The organism is Kineothrix sp. MB12-C1, from assembly GCF_030863805.1.
Classification (GTDB): Bacteria; Bacillota; Clostridia; order Lachnospirales; family Lachnospiraceae; genus Kineothrix.
Genome location: NZ_CP132957.1, coordinates 1,574,008 through 1,598,375, shown reverse-complemented (window position 1 = coordinate 1,598,375; position 24,368 = coordinate 1,574,008). Strand labels below are relative to the sequence as shown.

Annotated in this window: 15 protein-coding genes; 13 read left to right on the top strand and 2 right to left on the bottom strand. The window is 43.9% G+C overall.

The window, feature by feature from the left end; genetic code table 11:
- From RBB56_RS07415 to spoVT, 12 genes are all read left to right on the top strand, one after another.
- Positions 1-921, top strand: a complete 921-nt coding sequence (locus tag RBB56_RS07415) for a carbohydrate ABC transporter permease (RefSeq protein WP_306721743.1) — start codon at positions 1-3, stop codon at positions 919-921.
- Positions 922-1,764, top strand: coding sequence for a sugar ABC transporter permease (locus RBB56_RS07410; protein ID WP_306721742.1), 843 nt, complete (start codon positions 922-924; stop codon positions 1,762-1,764).
- A gap of 36 nt (positions 1,765-1,800) precedes the next feature.
- The gene (locus RBB56_RS07405) at positions 1,801-3,543 is read left to right on the top strand and encodes a glycoside hydrolase family 13 protein (RefSeq protein WP_306721741.1); all 1,743 of its coding nucleotides are present in this window, start codon (positions 1,801-1,803) and stop codon (positions 3,541-3,543) included.
- A gap of 12 nt (positions 3,544-3,555) precedes the next feature.
- Positions 3,556-4,572 carry a LacI family DNA-binding transcriptional regulator gene (locus RBB56_RS07400; RefSeq protein WP_306721740.1) on the top strand — a complete coding sequence of 339 codons (1,017 nt, stop codon included), beginning with the start codon at positions 3,556-3,558 and terminating at the stop codon, positions 4,570-4,572.
- Positions 4,573-4,799: 227 nt separating this feature from the next.
- Positions 4,800-5,525 (top strand): LytR/AlgR family response regulator transcription factor, encoded by a 726-nt coding sequence (locus RBB56_RS07395; protein WP_306721739.1) that lies wholly within the window; start codon positions 4,800-4,802, stop codon positions 5,523-5,525.
- Positions 5,526-5,527: 2 nt separating this feature from the next.
- Positions 5,528-6,847 carry a GHKL domain-containing protein gene (locus RBB56_RS07390; RefSeq protein WP_306721738.1) on the top strand — a complete coding sequence of 440 codons (1,320 nt, stop codon included), beginning with the start codon at positions 5,528-5,530 and terminating at the stop codon, positions 6,845-6,847.
- Positions 6,848-7,015: 168 nt separating this feature from the next.
- Entirely contained in the window at positions 7,016-10,195 is a 3,180-nt protein-coding gene (locus RBB56_RS07385; RefSeq protein WP_306721737.1) for a glycoside hydrolase family 3 C-terminal domain-containing protein, read from the top strand.
- A gap of 100 nt (positions 10,196-10,295) precedes the next feature.
- Positions 10,296-10,940 carry a hypothetical protein gene (locus tag RBB56_RS07380; RefSeq protein WP_306721736.1) on the top strand — a complete coding sequence of 215 codons (645 nt, stop codon included), beginning with the start codon at positions 10,296-10,298 and terminating at the stop codon, positions 10,938-10,940.
- A gap of 165 nt (positions 10,941-11,105) precedes the next feature.
- A complete protein-coding gene (locus RBB56_RS07375) occupies positions 11,106-14,099 on the top strand; it encodes a glycoside hydrolase family 3 protein (RefSeq protein ID WP_306721735.1) in 2,994 nt (997 codons plus the stop codon).
- Positions 14,100-14,180: 81 nt separating this feature from the next.
- The gene (locus RBB56_RS07370; RefSeq protein ID WP_306721734.1) at positions 14,181-16,628 is read left to right on the top strand and encodes a glycoside hydrolase family 3 C-terminal domain-containing protein; all 2,448 of its coding nucleotides are present in this window, start codon (positions 14,181-14,183) and stop codon (positions 16,626-16,628) included.
- Between the two features lie 13 nt (positions 16,629-16,641).
- A complete protein-coding gene (locus tag RBB56_RS07365; RefSeq protein WP_306721733.1) occupies positions 16,642-17,199 on the top strand; it encodes a GtrA family protein in 558 nt (185 codons plus the stop codon).
- A gap of 147 nt (positions 17,200-17,346) precedes the next feature.
- Complete coding sequence (gene spoVT / locus RBB56_RS07360; RefSeq protein WP_306721732.1) at positions 17,347-17,892, top strand: stage V sporulation protein T; 546 nt, start codon at positions 17,347-17,349, stop codon at positions 17,890-17,892.
- A gap of 144 nt (positions 17,893-18,036) precedes the next feature.
- Here spoVT and RBB56_RS07355 read toward each other — a convergent pair whose 3' ends face one another.
- Together RBB56_RS07355 and RBB56_RS07350 are read right to left on the bottom strand one after the other, a co-directional pair.
- The gene (locus RBB56_RS07355; RefSeq protein WP_306721731.1) at positions 18,037-18,918 is read right to left on the bottom strand and encodes a DegV family protein; all 882 of its coding nucleotides are present in this window, start codon (positions 18,916-18,918) and stop codon (positions 18,037-18,039) included.
- Between the two features lie 23 nt (positions 18,919-18,941).
- Entirely contained in the window at positions 18,942-20,396 is a 1,455-nt protein-coding gene (locus RBB56_RS07350; RefSeq protein WP_306721730.1) for a nicotinate phosphoribosyltransferase, read from the bottom strand.
- Between the two features lie 754 nt (positions 20,397-21,150).
- Here RBB56_RS07350 and ileS point away from each other — a divergent pair.
- Positions 21,151-24,312, top strand: a complete 3,162-nt coding sequence (ileS, locus tag RBB56_RS07345; RefSeq protein WP_306721729.1) for an isoleucine--tRNA ligase — start codon at positions 21,151-21,153, stop codon at positions 24,310-24,312.
- Positions 24,313-24,368 lie beyond the last annotated feature (56 nt).

Sequence of the window (24,368 nt, the reverse complement as noted above, 5' to 3'; positions counted from 1 at the left end):
ATGAACGCACAATTGTTATCTGTAAAAAAGAAAAGAAAGAATGCAGTATTTTCATACTTATGGTCGGCTCCGTCGCTGCTGCTGATCCTTCTGATTGTAATTTTTCCGATATTGTACACCGGATATATTTCTTTGACCAATATGAACGTCTATCATTGGAATGACTTTGAAATCATCGGTCTTGAAAATTATAAAGATGCGCTGCTCGTACTGGACAACGGGTTTGTGGGAGCCTTTGTTTTCACGGTGCTGTGGACAGTGGTAAATATGGCAGTACAGCTTTTTGCCGCATTTATTCTGGCAAGCCTTTTGAATATAAAGAAGTTAAGGCTCAGGAATGTCTATAAAACACTTTTAATCTTTCCGTGGGCGATGCCGGGCTATGTATCCATTTTGCTCTGGAAAACGGGAATGTTCAACTCTCAGTTCGGCCTTTTGAATCAATGGCTGGATGACTTCGGGCTTAGACCGATACGCTGGCTAAACAGCGACGGGATGGCATTTATCTGCTGTACGGTAGTGAATCTCTGGCTGGCGCTGCCGTTTATGATCACAATCATTGACGGAGCACTGCAGAGCATCGAAAAAAGCTATTATGAAAGTGCGGTATTGGACGGAGCAAGCTGGCTTGCGCGCACCCGGTATATAACGTTGCCTATGATAAAGCCTATTATTGCGCCCTCGGTAGTTATTACGACCTTTACCACCTTTAAGCAATTTGATATCATCTATCTTTTGACGCAGCAGGTGGGCTCTAAGACGGGAGCGGACATACATACCATACTTACTTATGCCTATGAAAAAGCGTTTATCACCAATAACTATGGTTATAGCTCCGCAGTTTCCATGATTATTTTTGCAATACTGATTTTAGTCTCGCTCGGTACGAATATAAGACCGAAAGAAAAGGAGGCGGGTTAAATGAAGAAAAAAATAAGAGAAGGAATGATACTGACCGCAGTTAATCTCTTTTTTATTATCCTGTGCTTCTTTATTCTTGTTCCTGTGCTCTATGCGCTTTCGGTTTCTTTGAATGCGGATAACAGCCTGCTCAGCTCGGATTTCTCCTTTTTGCCGAAACGTTTGACTTTGCAAAATTACAGGGCAGTGTTTGTGGAAAAGCCGATTCTGCTATGGCTTAAGAATAGTCTGATACTGGCAGGAGCGACCCTTGTAATATCGCTTGGAACAGGGATACCTGCAGCCTACGTCTTTTCCAGGAAGAGGTTCCCGGGAAGAAAGGCTGTTCTGAAAATGCTGATTCTGCTCTATGCCTTTCCGTCTTTGCTGTCCATGACTGCGCTTTATAAGCTTCTCGTACCCCTGGAACTGATCAATACGCGAACGGGCCTTATCATTGTGTATACGGGAACTATGGCAGTGTTCGCGCTGTGGAACATGAAAGGTTATTTCGATACGATTCCGGTGGAGATCGAGGAGGCAGCAAGAATTGACGGGGCAACACCCTTGCAGCTCGTAAGAAAAATCGTATTACCGCTGGCAAAACCTACAATTGCGGTTACGGTTATGATGGTACTGATTTACGTATGGAATGAATATATTTTTGCCATTAATTTTATGCTTGGTTCCGATACCTATACATTAGCGGCAGGGCTTTATTCCCTGCAAGCGACGGAGATGAGCGGAAGCTGGCCGGTATTCGCGGCGGCATCCATCACAGTATCCGTCCCCATCTTAATCATATTTTTTCTATTACAAAAAAATATGGCTGCCGGCCTTACTTCGGGAGGAGTAAAGGGTTGAGTACTTTTAAATACGAAATATAAGTGAGGATGAATCATGAACAGGAGTGCGGTATTACATATCCCCATGTCCCAGTATGCTTACGGGACTGACGAAACCCATGTAACGATCAGAATACGGACCGGAAGAGATGATATTAAAAAGTGTACCTTGTTTTACGGAGACAGGGCATGCAGGCTGACGCCGGTAATCTTCAATCAAAAGGAAATGCATTTGGAAGCGCAGTCCGAGCTTCATGATTATTATCAGGTCGATCTGGAAGAGCCGTATAAACGCTTATGTTATTACTTCGAACTGGATGACGGGACGGAGCGGATATATTATTATGGAGATCAGTTCAGCGAGTGTACGGTGGATGACCGGTCGGAATACTTTCAGTTGCCCTTTAATCATAGGGCGGACATCGTTCGCCCGCCGTCATGGGTGAAGGATGCAGTTATTTATAATATTTTTCCGGACAGCTTCGCAACGGGAAAAGCTTATATAAGCGGAGAGGAGACCGAGAAGCCGTTCCTGGGACTGACCACGAGAGGAAAACTGGGAGGAACTATTCGGGGCATCACAGAGAATGTGAAATATTTAAAGGAACTGGGAGTGAATGCCATCTATATCAATCCGATCTTTGCTGCGGGAGAATATCATAAGTATGATTTGATTGATTACTTTCATGTAGACCCGTGCTTTGGGAGTAACGATGACTTCCGTCTGCTTGTGGAGAGGTTCCACGATAACGGAATCCGCGTAATTATCGATGGAGTATTCAATCATTGCGGCTGGAAGTTCTTTGCCTTTGAGGATGTGGTGCAGAAGGGGGAAGATTCCGAGTATAAAGATTGGTTTTATGGATTGCAGTTCCCTGTAGTCAGGCCGGATGACCCGGAGGACTATCCCAATTATGAATGTTTCGGCTATGAACGGCTGATGCCGAAGCTGAATACGGCAAATCCGGAAGTGGAGGAATATTTCTGCCGAGTGGGATGTTATTGGATGGAGGAATTCCATATTGACGGTTGGAGACTGGATGTGGCCAGTGAAGTAAACGATGCCTTTTGGAGAAGGTTTTACCGGGAGATTAAAAGTGTGAATCCGGAAGCGGTTTTAATCGGAGAAGTGTGGGAAAGTGCTAATCATTGGCTGGATGGCACGATTTTTGATTCCGCAATGAACTATGATTTCCGCAAGCACTGTAAACGTTTCTTCGGAGAACAGTCGATAGATGCCGGAGAGTTTGACAGCAGAGTGACCGATATGAGGATGCGATACAGGAGCCAGACCGTTTATGCACAGTTGAATGTGCTGGACAGCCACGATGCCAGCAGATTTTTATCCTTATGCGGGAATGATAAGAGGAGATACCGGCTTGCGGTTCTGTTTCAGATGACGTTCCCGGGTATGCCTTCTGTTTTTTACGGAGATGAAGCGGGAATTACAGGAGTTTTGGAAGAAGAATACCGTCAGCCCATGCCCTGGGGGGAGAGAGATGAGTCGTTCGATTTTTTTCAAAGAGCAATAAAGCTCAGAACTCAGGAATGCGCCTTAAGGAGCGGCGGATTCCGTACGCTTTTGGCTGAGAAGGCGAGCAGACTTTATATTTATGAAAGATATAATGAAAAGGAAAGAATTACTGTGGCTGTCAATATGGAAGACAGAACGTTGGATTTACCGGAGGATATACTGAAAAGAGCCGTAAAAGGGAAAATACTGTTAAGTGAAGGCCTGCATGAAAATATGCTGTATGCAAAGGGATATGCAGTTCTGAAGACGGAAGAAATAGGTTGATATGAGAAAGGTATGGTTATCAATATGGCGGTAACGATCAGGGATGTGGCTAAAAGGGCAGGAACATCGGCGACCACTGTGTCGAAGGTCATGAATGGATCATATTCCATTTCACAGGCCACGGCAGATCGGGTAAACCAGGCGATGGAAGAATTGAATTATCATCCGAATCTGCGCGCACGGAATTTTGCGAAGCAGTCGACAAAGACTGTTATCTTTGTGACACTGTTAGGAAAAAATGTGGGGTTTTCCAATCCCCATATGTTCGAAATCATGTGCGGACTGGAGCGAGCCTTATCGGAAAAAGGGTATTCACTCATCGTAAAAAGCATTACGGCGGAGGAAACCTGTCAATATATAAGAAAAGCGTCGGATACAAAGCTGGCGGACGGATTTGTAATTCATGCCTCCGCCATATCTTGTGAGCTGGACGAGCTTGTTCAGGAAAAGGCCATTCCCCATCTGGTCATAGGAACCCCTAATTTTAAAAGCCATTTCTGCTGGATAGACATTGATAATCGTCTGGCGGGAGAGATAGCGGCAAAGCATTTGCTGGAGGAGGGCTACCAGTCTCTGGCTTTTATCGGCGGTGAAGAAACGGACAAAATCTCAATGCACCGTTTGAACGGAGTGCTTTCTATCCTGAATAAGCATGATGTAATTGTTCCCAGAGGACATGTGCAACAGGGAGAATCTGTCTGCGACAGCGGTTACCGTATGACGGAGCAGATATTGGATAGTAAGGAAAGACCTGATGCAATCATATGTGCCAATAACTATATTGCGTATGGCTGTGTGAATGCATTGCACGATAAAAATATTTCCATACCAGAGGATATGGGAATTGTCACATTCGATGATTACCCGTTTTCCCAAATATTGAAACCGATGCTTACGGTAGTTAATATCGATGTCTTTGATATGGGTATGCAGGCAGGAAAATATATTCTGCAAAAAATAAAGAAACCCAATCTTTATGCACAGTCATATATTACCTTTCCTTCGGTAATTGTAAGGGAGTCAACTTAGAAAAGAAGTTTATAAAAAGGACATTAGCGAGAGCTAGTGTCCTTTTAACGTCCACAGAGTAAATAAAAAAGAAGGTCATAGAATATGACAAATACAGGAAAATAAATGCATTATTATTTTTATCGGATTTAATGTATAATAAACGTGAGCAAACGTAACGTTTGAAAGGAAATGTGTAATTATGGATACAGCAAGAAATGATAGTTTAAATATATAAGAAGCTGATAATGGGAGGATTAAATTTTATGATGCGCATTGCAATTGTGGAAGATGAAGTGATGTATGCGAAACAGTTGGAAGGCTTTTTGCATCGGTATGAGGAAGAGAGGCAGGAAACTTTTGATATTCATCTGTTTACGGACGGGGATGAAATTGTAGAGAATTATAAAGCACAGTTTGACATTATCCTCCTGGATATTCAGATGCGGTTTATGGACGGAATGACTACGGCGGAGGCTATCCGCGAGGTGGATACGGAGGTAATCATTATTTTCATCACGAATCTGCGTCAGTATGCTATCCGTGGCTACGAGGTAGATGCGCTGGATTATGTAGTGAAACCCATATCCTATTTTGCTTTTTCCGAACGGCTGAACCGGGCTATCAAGCGGTTGAAAAAAAGAACGCAGCACACCATTGTAATAAAACTTCGGGGGGGGATTGCCCGTATTGATGTGGCGGATATTTATTATGTGGAAAGTCAGAACCATACTCTGATTTACCATACCGTCGGGAAAAATATAGAGTCCCCGGGGGCGATGAAGAATGCGGAGGATATGCTCTCTGAATTTGATTTTTACAGGGGAAATAAGGGATATTTAATTAATTTGGCCTATGTGGATAGTGTGCAGGATGGTTGCGCCGTTGTCAGGGGAGAAAAACTGCTTTTAAGCCGCCCCAGACGAAATGGCTTTATGGAAGCGCTGACAAGCTACTGGGGAGAGGTGAAATAGGGATGGATAATAACTTGTTGGATATTCCGAGGCTTTATACCGCAATTGCGGAATGGGCGGCTTGCATGGTATATCTCTTGAATATGCAGAAAAGGTTCAAAGGGAAGAGTTTTTGTGTTTATGCATTGGGCGGGCTTATTTTTCAGATATTTTTTCTTACAGTGACAGCCGATGTGAATATTATTTTTTGGATTCCCTGTATGATGATAGCCGCGGCTTTGATGATTATTTTTATTTATTTCGGTTCTGAGGGAAAATGGAAGGATGCGGTTTATATAGGGGTTCAAGCTTTTGTTTTTGCGGAATTTGCTGCATCTTTTGAGTGGCTTTTACATTCTTTTTTTTACAAAGGAAAATCTCAGATGGTCAGTTTGGGTATTATGCTCCTCATTTACGGGGTGCTTTATGGCTTCTATGGCTGGCTGTTTCGGCACCAGAAGCTGGTGGAAGGAACGCTGGATGTGACGTTTGGGGAGCTTGGCGCGGCATTACTGATTGCGGTGTCTGCTTTTACTGTCAGCAATTTAAGTTTTATATCGATGGAAACGCCTTTCAGCACTTCCTATCAGGGAGCGATTGCCGTCGTTCGGACTCTGGTGGATATGGGCGGAACAGCGATTATGTATGCGTACTATTTACAGCGTTACCAGTTTCGCATGAAACAGGAGCTGGCTGTCATGCAGAATGTGATTCAAAATCATTATCTTCAATATCAGATGTCAAAGGAAAGCATTGATTTTATCAATTATAAATATCATGACTTAAAGCATCAGATAGCATTGCTGCGTGCAGAGGAGAATCCTGAAAAACGAATGACTTTCTTGGATAGGATGGAGGAGGAAATCCATTACTACGAGGTGCAGAACAAGACCGGAAATAAGGTGCTGGATTCAATGCTGACCGGTAAAAGCGTAATATGTGAGAATTTTGGGATATCCCTTAACTGTGTGGTGGATGGTAAGCTTTTGGATTTTATGGATATCATGGATATCTGTACAATTTTTGGAAATGCTTTGGACAATGCCATCGAGTGTGAAAAAGAGGTTCCCGATAAGGAAAAAAGGCTGATTCATCTGGCTGTTTTCTCCCAAAAGGACTTTCTGATTATGCGGTTTGAGAATTATTTTGAAGGAAAATTGAAAAGTTCAGAGGGGGAAATTAAGACAACGAAAACTCACAAAAGTGAATTTCACGGTTATGGCATAAAGAGTATTATGCATACAGTGAAGAAATATGGCGGTGCGGTACGTATCAATGTAGAGGATAAATGGTTTAAATTAACAATATTGATACCTTTTCAACAGAAAGAAAAATATGATTGAGCAATCTATACAAAGATGCATGTTCAAATTTGTTTAATATAGACATATTTAAAACAGTTTACGAAAAAAAAGGACAGTTTGTGTAAACCAAGTCAAAAGAGGAAAAACTATGATATATTTTAATTGCCTAAGTTCTTTAAAAATAGGCGAGAAAAAGGGAGGGAAAAAATGATCGAGAAAAAGTTTAAAAGATTAATGGCTCTGATCTTATCCGGAGCTCTTGTACTTGGTCTTACAGCCTGCGGAAACAATGCGGGACAGACTGAAAGTACAACCGAAACACCGAAAACATCTGTGAATTCAGAAGAAACACAGACAGAGTTATCGGAAACCCCCGTTCTGTATGAGTCTGCATATGCAAGTAAGGCAGAAGCATTACAGGCGGGACTTGATTTAAATGTGAAGATTTCTGAGGAGGGTATGATCCTTTTCAAGAATGAAGGTGCTGCGCTTCCGCTTGCAAGCGGCGCAAAAGTCACGCTGCTTGGTTACGCTGCAATCGATCCGAATGCAGGTGCCAGCCATAACGTCGTTGATGCTTCCGGTGGAGCAGCTATTGCACAGGCTACCGTGATCTCCGGCATGGAAGATGCAGGGTTTGCTCTGAACAAAACAGTCCTTGACCTCTACACCCAGTGGGCATCAGAGGATGTAGAAGGAGCGGAGGCAGATGAGCAAGGGAATGTTCCCAAGAAGACTTCCGATATTCTGGTTGCAGATGATTTTGCAAAAGCTTCCGGGACTGATGAATGGAAAGCATCCCTGGGAGAGTACGGCGATGCGGCTATGGTTGTCATCTCCCGCGGTACCGGTGAGATTGCAAAGGACGGTAGAATTCATTCCCTGCAACTTGATGATGAGCAGTATGATCTGATTGATTATGCAGATGCAAATTTTGATAAAGTTATTGTACTGATAAATAGCTGTACTCCGATTGAAATTGCACAAATTCAAAAAAATGATGCAGTGGATGCGATTCTGAATATCGGCGAGCCCGGCGACAACGGATTTGAGGTGCTGGGGAGAGTTATTGCCGGTGAAGTAAATCCTTCCGGCAGAACGGTCGATACTTGGGCGGTAGATTTTACACAGAACCCGTCTTACGAGATTTTCAACACCAGAACCAGTGAAACTGCACAGGGGGAAGACGGCAACGGCACAATGACCGGTTATACCCAGTACAGTGTAAACGGCGAACCGGTAAATACATGGTCCGTAGGTTATGAAGAAGGCATTTATGTAGGTTACAGATATTATGAAACCAGAAGCTATGAAGAAAACAAATCAGGCACGGAGGATGCATGGTGGAATACGAATGTAAACTATCCCTTCGGTTATGGTCTTTCCTATACTGACTTTACATGGGAAGTTACTCCTTCTGCAGCAGCAGATTCTACGGTGACCAAAGCGGATACTCTGACATTTGACGTCAAAGTAACCAATACCGGAGATGTCGCAGGTAAGGAAGTTGTCCAGTTATATTATACGGCTCCTTACGGCACAGAGGAAACAGGCAATGATACGGTGATTGAAAAATCATATGTTGTTCTCGGAGATTATGCAAAGACAGGTATGCTTGAACCGGGCGCAAGCGAGGTCGTACAGGTTTCCATCGATGTTTCCGATATGGCTTCCTACGATGATGTGACAGATAAGACATATGTTTTGGATGCAGGTACTTATAATGTTAAGATTGCAGGAAATGCTCACTATGGTATGAGCTCCAATGACGCCAGCTTTAATTACACTGTTGCGCAGAAGGAATTGTGCAATGAAGCGGTTACAGGTGCGGAGATTACCAATGCTCTGGACGATGTAACAGAAGGTTTTGCAAGCGAAGGATATACAGCTTTATCCCGCAGTGATTTTAAAGGAACAATGCCGGATGGATTTGAGGCTGTAAAAGAAATCTCTGAAGAGGAATATGCTACATGGGACTATGACGATGCGGCATACAACGCTTATTATGATGCGGCGGCGATCGGCACACCTGTTTATGAGACAGATGCTGCAAATCGTACAGCAGATAAATATTCCATAGTTTTGTCCGATTTGATCGGCGCGGACGCAGACGATGAAAGATATCAGGAATTGGTGGAACAACTGACGTTAGAGGAATTAGCAGAATTAGTCAATATAGGCGGATTCAATTCCGTCGGCGTACCGTATATCGGCAAACCATATTCACGTGATACCGATGGCCCTAAGGGATGGACAGGTAACTACACCGATACAAATGACAGGTTCAACTACTTTGGATCAGAGCCTATGATTGCAGCTACCTTTAATAAAGACCTTCTTTATCAGATGGGAGAAATAATCGGTGAGCAGGGCTTGTGGGGCAACAGCACGGTATCGGGCGGAATCGTATACAGCTATACCGGGTGGTATGCACCGGGTATGAACATTCATCGTTCCCCTTTTGATAGCCGAGTATCAGAGTATTATTCTGAAGATCCTTTCCTGACAGGAAGTCTGGCTGCTAACGTATCTCAGGGTGCAAAATCAAAGGGATGCTATATTACGCTGAAGCATTTTGCATTCCATAATGACGGCGGCGGTGCTATGACATATCGTTTTGGACCTATATCGACCGGTACGGGAATGGATGGTCTGTCCGCATGGATGACAGAGCAGACAGCCAGAGAAGTTTACCTGAAAGGGTATCAGCAAGCAGTAGAAGAAGGCGAAGCTACTTTCGCAATGGGATCCTTTACCAGAATCGGCAAGACGTGGTGTTCTGGAAGCTATGGTGTTATGAACCAGATTACCCGTGACGAGTGGGGATTCGATGGTGCTGTTGTGACGGATATCGTAATATACAATTCCTGTAATGCATATCAGTTGATCAAGGCAGGCGCTAATATGATGTTAGATGCCAAGGTTTATGGTATTGAAGGCGGCGTATATCTGGATGTAGAAGAGATACTTGCTATGGATCAAGATGCACAGAATATTACAATTCACTGTATGCAGGATGCTGCCAAGCAGATCTTGTACATGGTCGCAAACAGTAATGCGATGCAGCTTCCCAAGGGTACGAAGATAATTTATACAGATACCATTGAAGTTGATGGTGAAGATGTTGCTATCACACTGGCAGATGGCAAGGTTGGTGAAGCATATACTTCAGAAGCGTTGAATACTGCTGTTTTAAATACCTACTATGCATATTCTGATATTGCTTATGCGGTAGAAGGATTGCCGGAGGGCATGACTTTTGATGCGGCAACCGGTATTATCGGCGGAACGCCGTCTGCAGCAGGCGACTACACGATTAAGATTACAGCAGAAGCAACGGGTTATGAACCGGCTTCTATTGAGCTTCCGCTTATAGTTGCTAACTAATCATAGGGAATAAATAATAAGAAAAAATAAATCGGAACAGATGCAGTTGCAGCGCGGTAGGCAAGTGCATCTGTTTCACTAAATCAGGAGGAGTGATGTAATGAAAAAGAGAGTAATAACAGCTTTGCTTATGACGGCAGCAATGGTGTTGATGACTGCCTGCGGAGGCGGCGGTACAGAAGCCGGAAGCCAACCTACGGAAGAAGCGAATAATGAGGTGGTAGAAGCGGACGGAACAGAATTTATCTTTGAAGCAGAATACACTGTACTGGAAGGATTGGAGGGGCTTGGAGTATCCGGTTCCCCGACAGGCATCGGTCTTGCAAAAGAAAATGCCAATGCGAGCAATGGTTTTTATGTAGGAGAGCTTGGCGTGGGAAGTCCGATTACCTTTGTGATCACATCGGATGCGGATACGACAGCTACGCTGAAAGCAGTACTTGGCTCTAATACATTAGGAAACTGTACATGGAATCCTACAAGCTTCGTAGTTACTGTAAATGGTGAAGCCGTTCAGTATGAGGAGTTTACGACAGATAACGGTACGGATGCGAGCAATCAGGAGAATTTCAAAACAAAGAACCTTGGCGAAATCCAGTTGAAAGTAGGTGAGAATGTAATTGTTTTTGTTGCCGGTGATAATACCTACCGCGGCAATATGCCAAGTGCACCTTCTATTGACTGTCTGAAGATTACGGCAGGCGCAGCGCTTTCCATGGAAGAAGTTGTAGAAAACATTGAATAATATGATGATACCAGGGCGGATTCCGAATGTTGTACCCTAACTTAAGTTAGGGTTGGGATTGTGAGAGCACAAAGTGCGTAACAATCCGTAGGTATCAACATCACATCGTTAAAAATTATTCCCGCGGACCGGAAATAAGAAGCCGCGGTAGAAAAGGAGATAATTATGGGTTTTATTTGGGCTCATAAAAAAACAAAAATCTGGTTTATTGTGACAGCTATCGTACTTGTTCTGGAAATTACGGTAACGGCTGTTCTATTGAGCGTGCCCATTGTTACAAATTCATTAAGCCTTGTTTTTGGCGGAGAACGCGCCAATGTGGTAGAAGATAACAGAGTTGAATGGTATGACAGACAGTATTCCAGTAAGGAAGAAGTATTAAACGCAGCAAATGATTTTGTGGTCGAGGTGGAAAAGGAAGGAATCGTACTTCTCAAAAATGAAAATGACGTACTTCCCCTGTCTGCAGATGGCGTACGTGTCAGTGTGTTCGGCAAGAACTCGGTGAATATTGTTTATTCCGGTTCCGGTTCCGGCAGCAGTAGTAATTCAGCAACGCATAAGACGTTATATGAGAGTCTGGATGCAGCGGGAATCTCCTATAATGAAACACTTAAGGGTTTTTATGAAAATTCCGGCAAATCCGGCAGCGGAAGACCGGCAAATCCTGCCATGACATCAGGACAGAGGCTGCCCGGTTTCGAAACAGGGGAAACGCAGATGGATTCTTATACATCTGATGTGACGGGCAGTTATGCAGATTATCAGGATGCGGCAATCGTTGTTTTCTCCAGAATCGGCGGAGAAGGCTTTGACCTTCCCAGGACAATGGCAGACAGTTTTGGCGGCGGCGCCGTTTCGGGGGCTTCCTCTGCGGATAGCCATTATCTGAAATTGGACGCAAATGAAAAAGCGCTTTTGGAGCATGTAAAAGATAATTTTTCCAATGTTATTGTTGTTCTGAATGTGGGTACCACCATGGAAATACCGGAATTAAAGGCAGATGAAGGAATCGATTCCATTCTCTGGATGGGATTTCCGGGGGCAACGGGTGTTATGGCTTTGGGACAGATTTTGACAGGAATAGATACGGAAGGGAACCAGATTAGCCCCTCCGGTCATACGGTAGATACCTGGGTTGCAGATTTTACGATGGATCCGACCTGGTACAATAGCGGCATTTATGGAAGTGAATTCGGCAACCGTTATCTCTATGGCGGTGACAAAACGGATTATGCTTTTGTAAACTATGAAGAAGGTATTTATGTAGGATATCGTTATTATGAGACCCGCGGACATGAGGAGACGGCAAAGAACCCGCAGTCCACATGGTATGAAGACAGCGTAGTCTATCCCTTCGGGTATGGTCTTTCCTATACTACGTTTGACTGGAATGTTTCCTTTGCGGAAGCTGATGGAAGCACTATTACGGCAGATGATACGCTAGAGGTATCCGTGACGGTTAAAAATACCGGAGATTATGCAGGAAAAGATGTTGTAGAGTTGTATTACAGCGCACCTTATGATTATGAAGGGCCTGCAATTGAAAAGGCACATGTTGTTTTAGGTGATTTTGCCAAAACAGGACTTCTGGCTCCGGGAGAAGAAGAGACGATTACGCTTACTCTGGATGTGAAGAATATGAAGTCTTATGACTATGCGGACGCCAATGAGAATGGTTTCAGCGGCTACGAGCTGGAAGCAGGGGATTACAATATCATCGTAGGAAGCGATTCACATACGGCGAAGGCGAGTGCAGTATATACCTTGAATGACAGTGTGCAGATGCCCACTGATATGAATGCAGACGGCGAAGAAGCAGAAGTTGTAAATGCATTTGATGATGTGAGTGCCGGTATTTTCGGGACGGACACCTATGCATCCTATGTATCCCGTAAAGATTTTGCCGGTACGGTTCCCACAGCCTATTTGGACGACAGTGAAAGAACCCTGACAGATGAATTAAAGGAAGCGCTAGATGAATCGATCAAGCGTAAATACACAGAGCCTGATGAAGGGAAGCCATGGGAAGTAACGGGAGATGCGCCCTCTGCCACACCGGTAAATAACGGGCTGTCTCTGAGGGATATGCTTTATGCCGAGGACGGAAGTTACGTAGGAGAGGTGTCCTTCGATGACCCGCGCTGGGAAACGCTGCTGGATGAAATATCCCTTGAGGAGATGAAGAATCTGGTCGGTTTCGGCGCTTTCCGCACCAATGAAGTAAAGGGCATTGACGGGGTAGTCGGCAAACCGCTCACGATAGATGCAGATGGTCCTAGCGGGTTTACGAGCTTTTTATCGGAATCAGTCGTATACGGGACTTGTGCTTATCAGGCAGAATGTGTAATGGGCTCCACCTGGAATGTTGCTCTGGCAGAGAGAATGGGCGAGCTGGTAGGTGAAGAAGGTCTTGCAGGCAATGAAAAAGGTGACGGATTGCCTTATTCCGGTTGGTATGCACCGGCCGTGAATATCCACCGTTCTCCTTTTGCAGGAAGAAACTGGGAATACTACAGCGAGGACGGCCTGCTGTCCGGCAAATTCGCCGCGGGTGTGATTCGGGGAGCAGAGAAAAAGGGCGTCTACTGTTACGTGAAGCATTTTGCAATCAACGATCAGGAGACGGATCGTGAATATAACGGTATTCTCGTATGGGCGAATGAACAGGCAATGCGGGAGATTTATCTGTTGCCTTTTGAGATTACAGTGAAAGAAGGCGGGGCAACAGGCATGATGTCTTCCTTCAACCGTTTAGGTATGAAATGGGCAGGAGGCAGCTATGCACTGCTTACACAGGTGCTTCGTGATGAATGGGGCTTCCATGGTTCGGTCATTACGGACTATAGCTTAAATACCTATACACACGTGGACGAGATGATTCGTGCCGGCGGCGACCTGTTCTTAACGCAGGATGCCAAGACATTTGCCATGGCTGATGATGCAACGCAGATTAAGCTTCTTCGTCAGGCGACAAAGAATATTTTGTATTCGGTTGTCAACAGCAATGCCATGAGTATCCAAGCAGATGGCTATCTGCTGCCGATATGGATGCTGGTGATGATATTTGTGGATATTACCATTATTGCGGCTTTGATCCTTTGGGGCGTGTTTGCAATCCGTTCCGTAAAAAGTGGGAAAAGCATGAAAAAAGCGTAATGCTATAAATAAAGTGTTATAAAAAGTGAAAGAGCTGCCGCCAAAGGGCGGCGGCTTTTTCACTGTAGAAGGGAAAAAACAATGGAATTGAAATATAATGAGATTATTTCACAGATGTCTCTGGAAGAAAAATGCTATATGTTCTCCGGCAAGGATTTTTGGCTGACCAGAAGCGTAGAGCGTGTTGGAATAAAGAGCATCATGTTGGCGGACGGCCCGCATGGGGTTAGAAAACAAGAAGGCAGGGGGGATCAATTGGGTATACATGGTTCTGTTCCCGCTACCTGTTTTCCGACGGCAGCAGCGACTGCAAATAGCTGGGATCCGTCTCTTGGTGAAGAAATCGGGCGCTGCCTGGGCGAGGAAGCGGCCAGCCAGGGTGTAGGCGTTATTTTGGGACCGGGCCTGAATATTAAAAGAAACCCGCTGTGCGGCCGTAATTTTGAGTATTTTTCTGAGGACCCGTATCTTGCGGGAAAGATGGCGGCCGGTTATATCAGGGGAATTCAGGAAAACGGTGTGTCTGCCTGTCCGAAGCACTTTGCGGCAAATTCTCAAGAGATAAGGCGCATGGCGAGTGATTCAGTCATGGACGAGAGAACTTTACGGGAGATTTATTTGACCGCTTTTGAAATCGCGGTCAAGGAATCGAAGGCAAAGAGTATCATGTCGTCATACAACCGTATAAACGGGGTCTATGCCAATGAGAATAAGCATCTGCTGCAGGACATTCTTCGGGATGAATGGGGATTTGACGGATTTGTGGTTTCGGACTGGGGGGGAAGCAACGACCATGTGGAAGGAGTAAGGGCGGGTGCCCATCTGGAGATGCCTACCACAGGCGGTGACAGCGATGAAGAGCTGATTCAGGCGGTAAAGGATGGAAAAATCGATGAGAGGCTGATTGATAAGCGATTAGATGAGCTTTTGGATGTTATTTTTTCCGCAGGAGCGGCGGTAGAGAAGGCTTCAGGAAAAGCCTTTGATGTGGAAGCGCATCATCAGATGGCGGAAAAAGCCAGTGAAGAGAGCATTGTTCTGTTGAAAAATGAAGATGCTATTCTTCCGCTTAAGAAGGGGACTGCCGTGGCCCTTATCGGGGATTTTGCAAAGACACCACGGTATCAGGGAGCAGGTTCATCTGTAGTGAATCCCACAAAGTTGGATTCCGCAAAGGAAATGATTGAGCGCTTCGAGTTAAATGTAGCTGGGTTTGAGGAGGGATACACCAGGATCGGGCCGAAAAATGCCGCGCTGCAAAACAAGGCAGTGGAGCTTGCAAAGAAGGCGGACGTTGTGCTTTTGTATCTGGGGCTGAATGAGGTTTCAGAAGCAGAGGGGCTTGAACGCCCTCATATGAAGATGCCGGAGAACCAGATTTCTCTGTTAGATGCAATTGAAAAAGTAAACAAAAATATTGTGGTGGTTATGTCGGCAGGTTCTTCAGTGGAGATGCCCTGGCTTTCAAAGTGCAAGGCGTTAATCCATGGATATCTGTGCGGCCAGGCGGGAGCGTCAGCTATGCTGAAAGTGATTATGGGGGAAGTGAATCCGTCAGGGAAGCTTTCAGAGACTTATCCGCTTACGTATGAGGATACGCCGTCTGCTCCCTATTTCCCATCAAGGCAGAGGAATGCGGAATACAGAGAAGGCTTATTTGTGGGTTATCGGTATTTTGAAACGGTGGGTAAGGAGGTGTTATTCCCGTTCGGATACGGAATGAGTTATACCACCTTTACCTATTCCGATCTTCAAATTGAAAAACATAAAAAAAATATGGAAAATCCGGCGACGGTGACATTCACAATCACTAATACAGGAAAAATGGATGGTGCAGAGGTAGCACAAATATATGTAAATGCCAAGGCGCCTGCTGTGTACCGCCCGGCAAAAGAGCTAAAGGGTTTTAAAAAAATATTTCTGAAGGCCGGCGAGAGCAAAAAGGTCACGATTCCCTTGGATGATAAGGCATTCCGATATTTTAATGTAAAAACAAACCGTTTTGAGGTTGAAGGCGGCGAGTATAAGATTATGGTAGGCGCCTCTGTAGCGGATATTCGTTTAGCGGGAAGTGTAGTTATGGAAGGTACAAATGCAACCTCTCCGTACGATATGGCAAACCTGCCCAGTTATGCGAATGGGGATATTTTATCGATAACGGACAAGGAGTGGGAAGAACTGCTGGGGCATGAAATTCCGGACGGAAGTTGGAGTGGGACACTGGAAGCAAATGACGCAATCTGTCAGTTATACTATGCGAAAAGTGCACCGGCAAGGCTGGTCTATAAGATATTGACAAGGATGCTGGATAAGAGCTTGAAAAAAGGAAAACCGGATTTGAACATCCTGTTTATTTACAATATGACCTTTAGGGGAATCGGAAAAATGACAGGCGGAATGGTCAGCAGTTATATGGTAGACGGAATCATGAGGATTATCAACGGGCACTTTTTTGGAGGACTTAGACAGGTGATCTCCGGATTTTTCAAACAAAGAAAAGTTGTGAAAAAGGCGGATAGAATGAAGTAGGAGAAAAGTGCGTATGAAGTTTTTTGAAAGTTTTTGGGAAAAAAATCCAAAGGCTGCCAGGTGGATTAGAGAAGGCGGACTATTTATCATTTTTAGTTATGTAATCACGTTTTTGAAATATCTGATGTTACTGTTTTTGCCGGCGTTGTTTGCGTCCTATAAAAATAATGGCTGGGGATGGCCGGCAATTGAAGGAAGCTTATTTGGAGCGAGTTTTACTTTTAATATCATTGGATATACCGTTGCAGACGGAGGTATGGCATACATGTTTGCAAATCTTATTTCCAGTTTTTTGGGGGAATGCATCAATTTCCCGCTGCAGAGAAATATTACATTCCGCAGTAAAGGCCCCCTTAAGCTGCAGATACCTCTTTATTTTCTTGGATGGGTCGTAATCTTTTTAGTAGTAAATGCCATCAACAGTATCTGGGTTGGTGCGGCAAAGGTCCTGCTTCCGGCAGCAGTTTATAATATTGGAACAACTATCTTGACCGGAGGAGTAGCAATGGTTGTATTTTTTGTCATCAACAAAATTATTTTTGCAGAGAGCTTCGGAAAGAAAAAAATATGAAATTGATTTAAGCGCATTACAACTGGTGATAGAGAATAAGATAAACATACAATTTAAAACATTCATAAAAGAATTGGTATATTTTCATAAATTTAACAAACAATAAGTTTACTGAAAATATATGATGAACTTTATGGAGGAAGCAGCATGAAAGCAACAGGCATTGTAAGAAGAATAGACGACCTTGGCCGTATTGTTATACCTAAAGAAATTAGGAGAACCCTTCGCATCAGAGAATCGGATCCGCTGGAGATATTTACCGATAGAGAGGGAGAGATTATCTTGAAAAAATATTCCCCCATTGGAGAGATGACAACCTTCGCAAAACAGTATGCAGAAAGTCTCGCTCAAGTCTCCGGACATACCGCTTTGATTACCGATAGGGATCAATTTATCGCTGTATCAGGCGGATATAAAAGTTTACTAGGGAAATCTCTTAGCAGAGAATTAGAGGAAAAGATTAATAACAGGGAAACTATCATCGCAGCAAAGGGTGACCGCAACTTTATCCCTATTTCTACCGATAGCGGAGAGGAATTTTTTCATGAAGCAATCAATCCTATTATTTGTGAAGGGGATGTTATCGGAGCGGTAATACTTGTCGAAAATGAAGAAAAAGGAAAAATGGGAGAAGTGGAACAAAAGCTCATTTTATCGGCGGCAGGATTTCTTGGAAGACAAATGGAACAATAAAAGTAAAAAAATAAATGCTGTTTGTGATTTAAGTTCATTGCTTAAATCGCAGACAGCATTGTTATTTTATAGGAAAGGCCTTATTACATTGAAATATAAAAATATTCAATCTGTGTACATAAAAGCCTTTCGGGTAAACGATGGTTATAAGTATTGGGCATATTTGCCGTCGGGAGCATCGAAGAAGCAGATACCAATCACACCTCGACCTGTATGTGCCCCTATCGCGCAGCCAACGGTAGATATTAACCTATCTTTTGACGTCAATAATTCATCGGATAGGCCGAGAACAAAGGAAAGTGCTTCTCTGTCTTCGCCATGGCAGAAAGCGATTGTCTGCGAAGAAAGCCCTTGTGTGTTTTCTTTTACATAATCCACCAGTGTTCTCAGAGACTTTTTGCGTCCGCGCACGGTCTTTATTACTTGAAGGCTTCCGGTCTTATCCACGATAAGAACAGGTTTTATATCCAAGGTTTCTGCAATGACTCCTTTGAATTTGGAAAGCCGGCCGCCTTTAATAAGGTAAGCTAAGGTTTGAACGGTAAACACATGATGTACATGAGAAATATAATAATCGGCAGCTTCCAGAAGTATTTCCTTAGAAGCACCGTTTTCCAACATCGTGACCAGCTTGGATACGAGCAGCCCAAAGCCTATGGAAGCACATTTGGAATCGATAATAGTAAGATCGAAGTTGGGATACTGCTCTATGACGTTAGCCTTGGCAATATTTGCAGCATTGAAGGTACCTGCAATACCGGTGGAGAAGCAAAGATAAATAATAATATCGCCCTTTTTCGCATAGGGGAGGAATGCTTCTTCGAACATAGCAGGATTGATATGATAGGTCTTCACATCTCTTTTCGTATCGTCCAGAATCCCATAGAATTCAGAAGTTTGAATCGTCTGTCCGTCCAGATAATCAATCTCATCGATAACGACTGGAGTAGGGATAACATGCAATTGATGCTCTTGAATATATTGCCCCGGTAAATCGGAAGCAGAATCCGTAATGATTTTAAGCATATAAATACCTCTCTGGGTTATCTCTAGGATTGGCTCATGCGGTCCAATAACTCAATCTTAATGTCGTATAACTTCTTGGATAGATCCACATATACCTTATGAGGGTTAATCAGACGTCTTGTTTCATCCCATAAAGTATCCAGCTCTTTCTGGCAATAAGCCCGGATATCCATAACTTTCGGCGATTCATAGCAGCATTCTCCATTGATGAAAATAGGAACCATAATTTCGCGCAAAGTGTAGCTGCCTCCCGGAAGTTTCGTCTTTTTCCATGGTTCTAAAGGATCGAATAAGAGAAGGGATTCATTTTCATTGAACTCTTCTTCCACCAAGCAGATTAAATCAGCTTTTATTTTACCGGAGGCCTTTTCGTAAATGCGATAAATCTTCTTATTTCCGGGATTTGTAACCTTTTCTGTATTCTCAGATAATTTAATCTTAGGGATGAAGGAACCATCCTTATCTTTAATTGCTGCCAACTTATAGACACCGCCGAATGCCGGACAGTCTTTGGATGTAATAAGACTTGTCCCCACGCCCCAGGAAGTAATGGCTGCGCCTTGTACCTTAAGGCTATCGATAAGAAACTCGTCCAAATCGTTAGAGGCGGAGATGACCGCATCAGGGAAACCTGCATTGTCCAGCATTTTCCGAGCTCTTTTGGAAAGGTATGCCAAATCTCCGCTGTCCAGACGAATGCCGTAGAAAGAAAGGGGAATCCCTGCTTTTCTCATCTCTTTGAAGACGCGAATAGCGTTAGGCACACCTGATTTCAATGTGTCGTAGGTATCTACAAGCAAGATGCAGGCTGAGGGATACATTTCAGCATAAGTTTTAAAGGCGGTGTATTCATCGGGAAAACTCATGATCCAGCTATGGGCATGGGTACCTTTCACCGGAACATTGAAGAGCTGTCCGCAGAGAACATTAGAGGTGCCGACACAACCACCGATCATAGCGGCTCTTGCACCGTAGACTCCTGCATCCGGTCCTTGTGCGCGACGAAGGCCGAATTCCATAATTCCGTCTCCTCTGGCAGCATAGCATACGCGGGAAGCTTTGGTCGCAATGAGACTTTGGTGGTTAATAATATTTAAAATGGCAGTTTCTACAAGCTGGGCTTGCATCACCGGCGCAATAACTTTTACTATTGGTTCGCGGGGAAAGATAACAGTGCCTTCGGGAATCGCATATATATCTCCTGTAAAGCGAAAATCCCTTAAATAATTAAGGAAATCCGGTGCAAAAATACTAAGGCTGGCAAGATAAGCGATATCCTCCTCAGAAAAGCGCAGCTCCTTAATGTACTGGATGACCTGCTCTAGTCCGGCAGAAATTGCATATCCGCCGTCACTTGGATTGGTGCGGTAAAAAACATCAAAAATTACAGTTTCATTCTGACTTTTGTTTTTGAAATAGCCCTGCATCATAGTTAGCTCGTACAGATCTGTGAGCAAGGTCAGATTTTGTCGGTCCATTTTTCCTCCCATCGCGTCGTGGTCATTGTGGCCTTTCACGCATTAACTTTTTAAATCATTTAGTATTTTAGCACACTTCTCCCGGATATGCTATAGAATTTTGCTCACTGTCATGACAGTGGTAATTGTTACAGTTCATAATCCTGTCAGGCAGCGAACTGTAACAGCATCCAACCCATTAAAATTGCCTTCGGCAAGGGGCGGATGCCTGAAAGCCACTACTTGAATGGCTCCGATGCCGTGCAGCGAGGTGCACGGTACGGTCTGAGTAGTGATTGTTAATTCACCTTTTCATCTTCCTTTTTTCGTTATTGCTTGACAAACGCCCATTTTACGCCTTATAATCACATTTATCAATAAACTGTATTATGCATTATAATTAGTAAAATTATAAGGAATAATAGTATAACAATAGCGATGACGAAGACAGTAAGTATCTTGTGAAAGACACAGCGAGCCGGTGATTGGTGGAAGACCGGCATGAGTAGGATGATACTGAATATCACTTTCGAGCTGCAATTCTAAAATAACCTGGGAAGAGCGAGAATGGTTTCCGATCCCGGATAAAGTAAGTATTGCCGGTATTCCTCCGTTAAAGGAAGCCATATATCCCGTAGATGAATTCGCAAAGCTGCTTTGCAGTGGGTGAAGGATAATCGGGCGTATGTTGTAACAGGTGGTAATGCGGGAAATTTAACCTCATCCTTTTACAGGATGGGGGTTTTTTAGTTATAGTTAAGAAAGGATGAAATCAATGTATCAGAAAGTATCTGCCAATTTAAATTTTGTAGAGCGTGAAAAACAGACCGAGCAATTCTGGAAGGATGAGAACATATTTGAGAAAAGTATGGAAAATCGAAAAGATAGTCCTACCTATACCTTTTATGACGGGCCTCCGACCGCAAACGGCAAGCCGCATATCGGGCATGTATTAACTCGTGTAATCAAAGATATGATTCCCAGATATCGTACGATGAAGGGGTATATGGTGCCGAGAAAGGCAGGCTGGGATACCCATGGACTTCCGGTTGAGCTGGAAGTGGAAAAAGAGCTTGGACTGGATGGAAAAGAACAGATCGAAGCGTACGGACTCGATCCTTTTATTGTGAAATGTAAGGAGAGTGTATGGAAATATAAGGGCATGTGGGAAGACTTTTCCGGAACCGTCGGTTTTTGGGCGGATATGGATGACCCTTATGTGACTTACGACGATAATTTCATCGAATCGGAATGGTGGGCATTGAAGCAGATTTGGGATAAGAACCTTCTATATAAAGGATTTAAGATTGTTCCTTATTGCCCTCGTTGCGGGACTCCTCTTTCATCTCATGAAGTGGCACAGGGATATAAAGATGTGAAAGAACGTTCTGCAGTGGCACGTTTTAAGGTGAGAAATGAAGATGCCTATATTCTTGCATGGACAACAACCCCGTGGACGCTTCCGTCTAACGTGGCTCTTTGCGTGAATCCTTCGGAGATTTATGTGAAGGTGAAAGCAGCAGACGGCTATACCTATTATATGGCAGAAGCGTTGTTGGATAAGGTGCTTGGCAGCTTGGGAGATGAAGAAAAGGGTATTCCTGCTTATGAAGTGTTGGAAACTTATACAGGCAAGGATCTTGAATATAAAGAATACGAGCCGCTTTTTGATTATGCTTTGGAAATCTGTGAAAAGCAGCATAAGAAAGCACATTATGTGACATGTGATAACTATGTTACTCTGACTGACGGTACCGGTGTAGTTCATATCGCCCCTGCCTTCGGTGAGGACGATGCCAGTGTAGGCCGTATTTATGATCTGCCTTTTGTACAACTCGTGGATTCCAAGGGCGAGATGACAGCAGAGACGGATTATGAAGGCATATTTTGTAAAAAAGCGGATCCTATGATCCTGAAGGATCTTGAGAAAAAGGGATTGCTATTCAATGCGCCCAACTTCGAACACAGCTATCCGCATTGCTGGCGCTGTGATACTCCGCTCATTTACTATGCGCGCGAGTCATGGTTCATTAAAATGACGGCGGTAAAAGAGGATCTGATCCGTAATAATAATACGATTAACTGGATTCCTGAATCCATCGGTAAGGGCCGCTTCGGTGATTGGCTGGAAAATATTCAGGATTGGGGTATCTCGAGAAACCGTTATTGGGGAACGCCTCTAAATGTATGGGAGTGCCGGGATTGCGGCGAAATGGCATGCATTGGAAGCCGTGAAGAGCTGGAGGCGCTAAGCGGAAATGAAGCAGCGAGAACTGTGGAACTTCATAGACCATATATCGATGAAATTACGGTAGGATGTTCCAAATGCGGCGGTACGATGAAGCGTGTGCCGGAAGTTATTGACTGCTGGTTCGACTCGGGCGCTATGCCATTTGCGCAGCATCACTATCCTTTTGAGAATAAAGAACTATTTGAAAAGCAGTTCCCTGCACAGTTTATCTCTGAGGCTGTGGACCAGACAAGAGGATGGTTCTACTCTTTGCTCGCTGAGTCTACTCTTTTATTCAATAAAGCACCTTATGAAAATGTAATTGTACTCGGACATGTGCAGGATGAGAATGGACAGAAGATGAGTAAGTCCAAGGGAAATGCCGTGGACCCCTTCGAGGCGCTGGCTACCTATGGTGCAGATGCGATCCGCTGGTATTTCTACATCAATTCCGCCCCATGGCTTCCGAATCGTTTTCATGGAAAAGTGGTGCAGGAGGGACAGCGTAAGTTCATGGGTACACTTTGGAATACCTATGCATTCTTTGTACTGTACGCGAATATCGATGGATTCGATGCTACGAAGTATCGATTGGAATACGATAAGCTTCCGGTCATGGATAAATGGCTGCTCTCCAAATTAAATACCCTCGTAAAGGATGTGAATTCCTTTATGGATAATTATAAGATTCCTGAGACGGCAAGAGCGCTCGATGATTTCGTAGATGATATGAGCAATTGGTATGTAAGAAGAAGCCGCGAACGCTTCTGGGCTAAGGGAATGGAGCAGGATAAGATCAATGCTTATATGACCCTTTATACAGCTCTTGTAACAGTAAGCAAATGTGCGGCTCCGATGATTCCTTTTATGACGGAGGATATCTACCGCAACCTCGTTTGCAATATCGATAAGAGTGCGCCGGAAAGCGTACACCTATGTGACTTCCCGACAGCGGATGAATCCTTTATCGATAAGAAGCTGGAAGAAGATATGGATGAGGTGTTGAAAGTAGTTGTAATGGGACGCGCCTGCAGAAATGCAGCTAATATTAAGAATCGTCAGCCAATCGGCCAGATGCTTATAAAGGCTCCCCATGCACTGGGAAGCTTCTACCAGGATATAATAAAAGAAGAGCTGAATGTGAAGGAAGTGGAATTTGCTGAGGATGTAAGGGAATTCACAAGCTATAGCTTTAAGCCTCAGCTTCGTACGGTAGGGCCGAAATACGGCAAACAGCTTGGCGGTATTCAAAAAGAACTGGCAGCCCTCGATGGCAATGAGGCCATGGATAAACTGAATGCCGAGGGTATGCTCACCTTTGAAATCAATGGAGTTTCTGTGGAACTTACGAAGGAAGATCTGTTAATAGAGATGAGCCAGAAGGAAGGCTATGTATCCGAAGCCGATAATACGGTAACAGTCGTTCTTAATACTCAATTATCCGAGGAACTTGTGGAGGAAGGTTTCGTATATGAAATTATCAGTAAGATACAGACAATGCGTAAAGAGGCGGATTTCGAAGTAATGGATCATATTAAGGTATCTGTCAGCGGCAACGATAAGATTGCGGGTATTATAAAGAAAAATGAGGGTATGATATCAGCAAAGGTATTGGCTGATGAAATGGTAACGGAAGAAACACTCGCTATTTCTAAGGAATGGAACGTAAATGGTGAAAATGTTGTAATCGGCATTGGCAAAAGATAGAAGCGGTTGCTTTTTAGGCGGATATTGTATTATCGTGATAGGAAGAAATCGAGTGG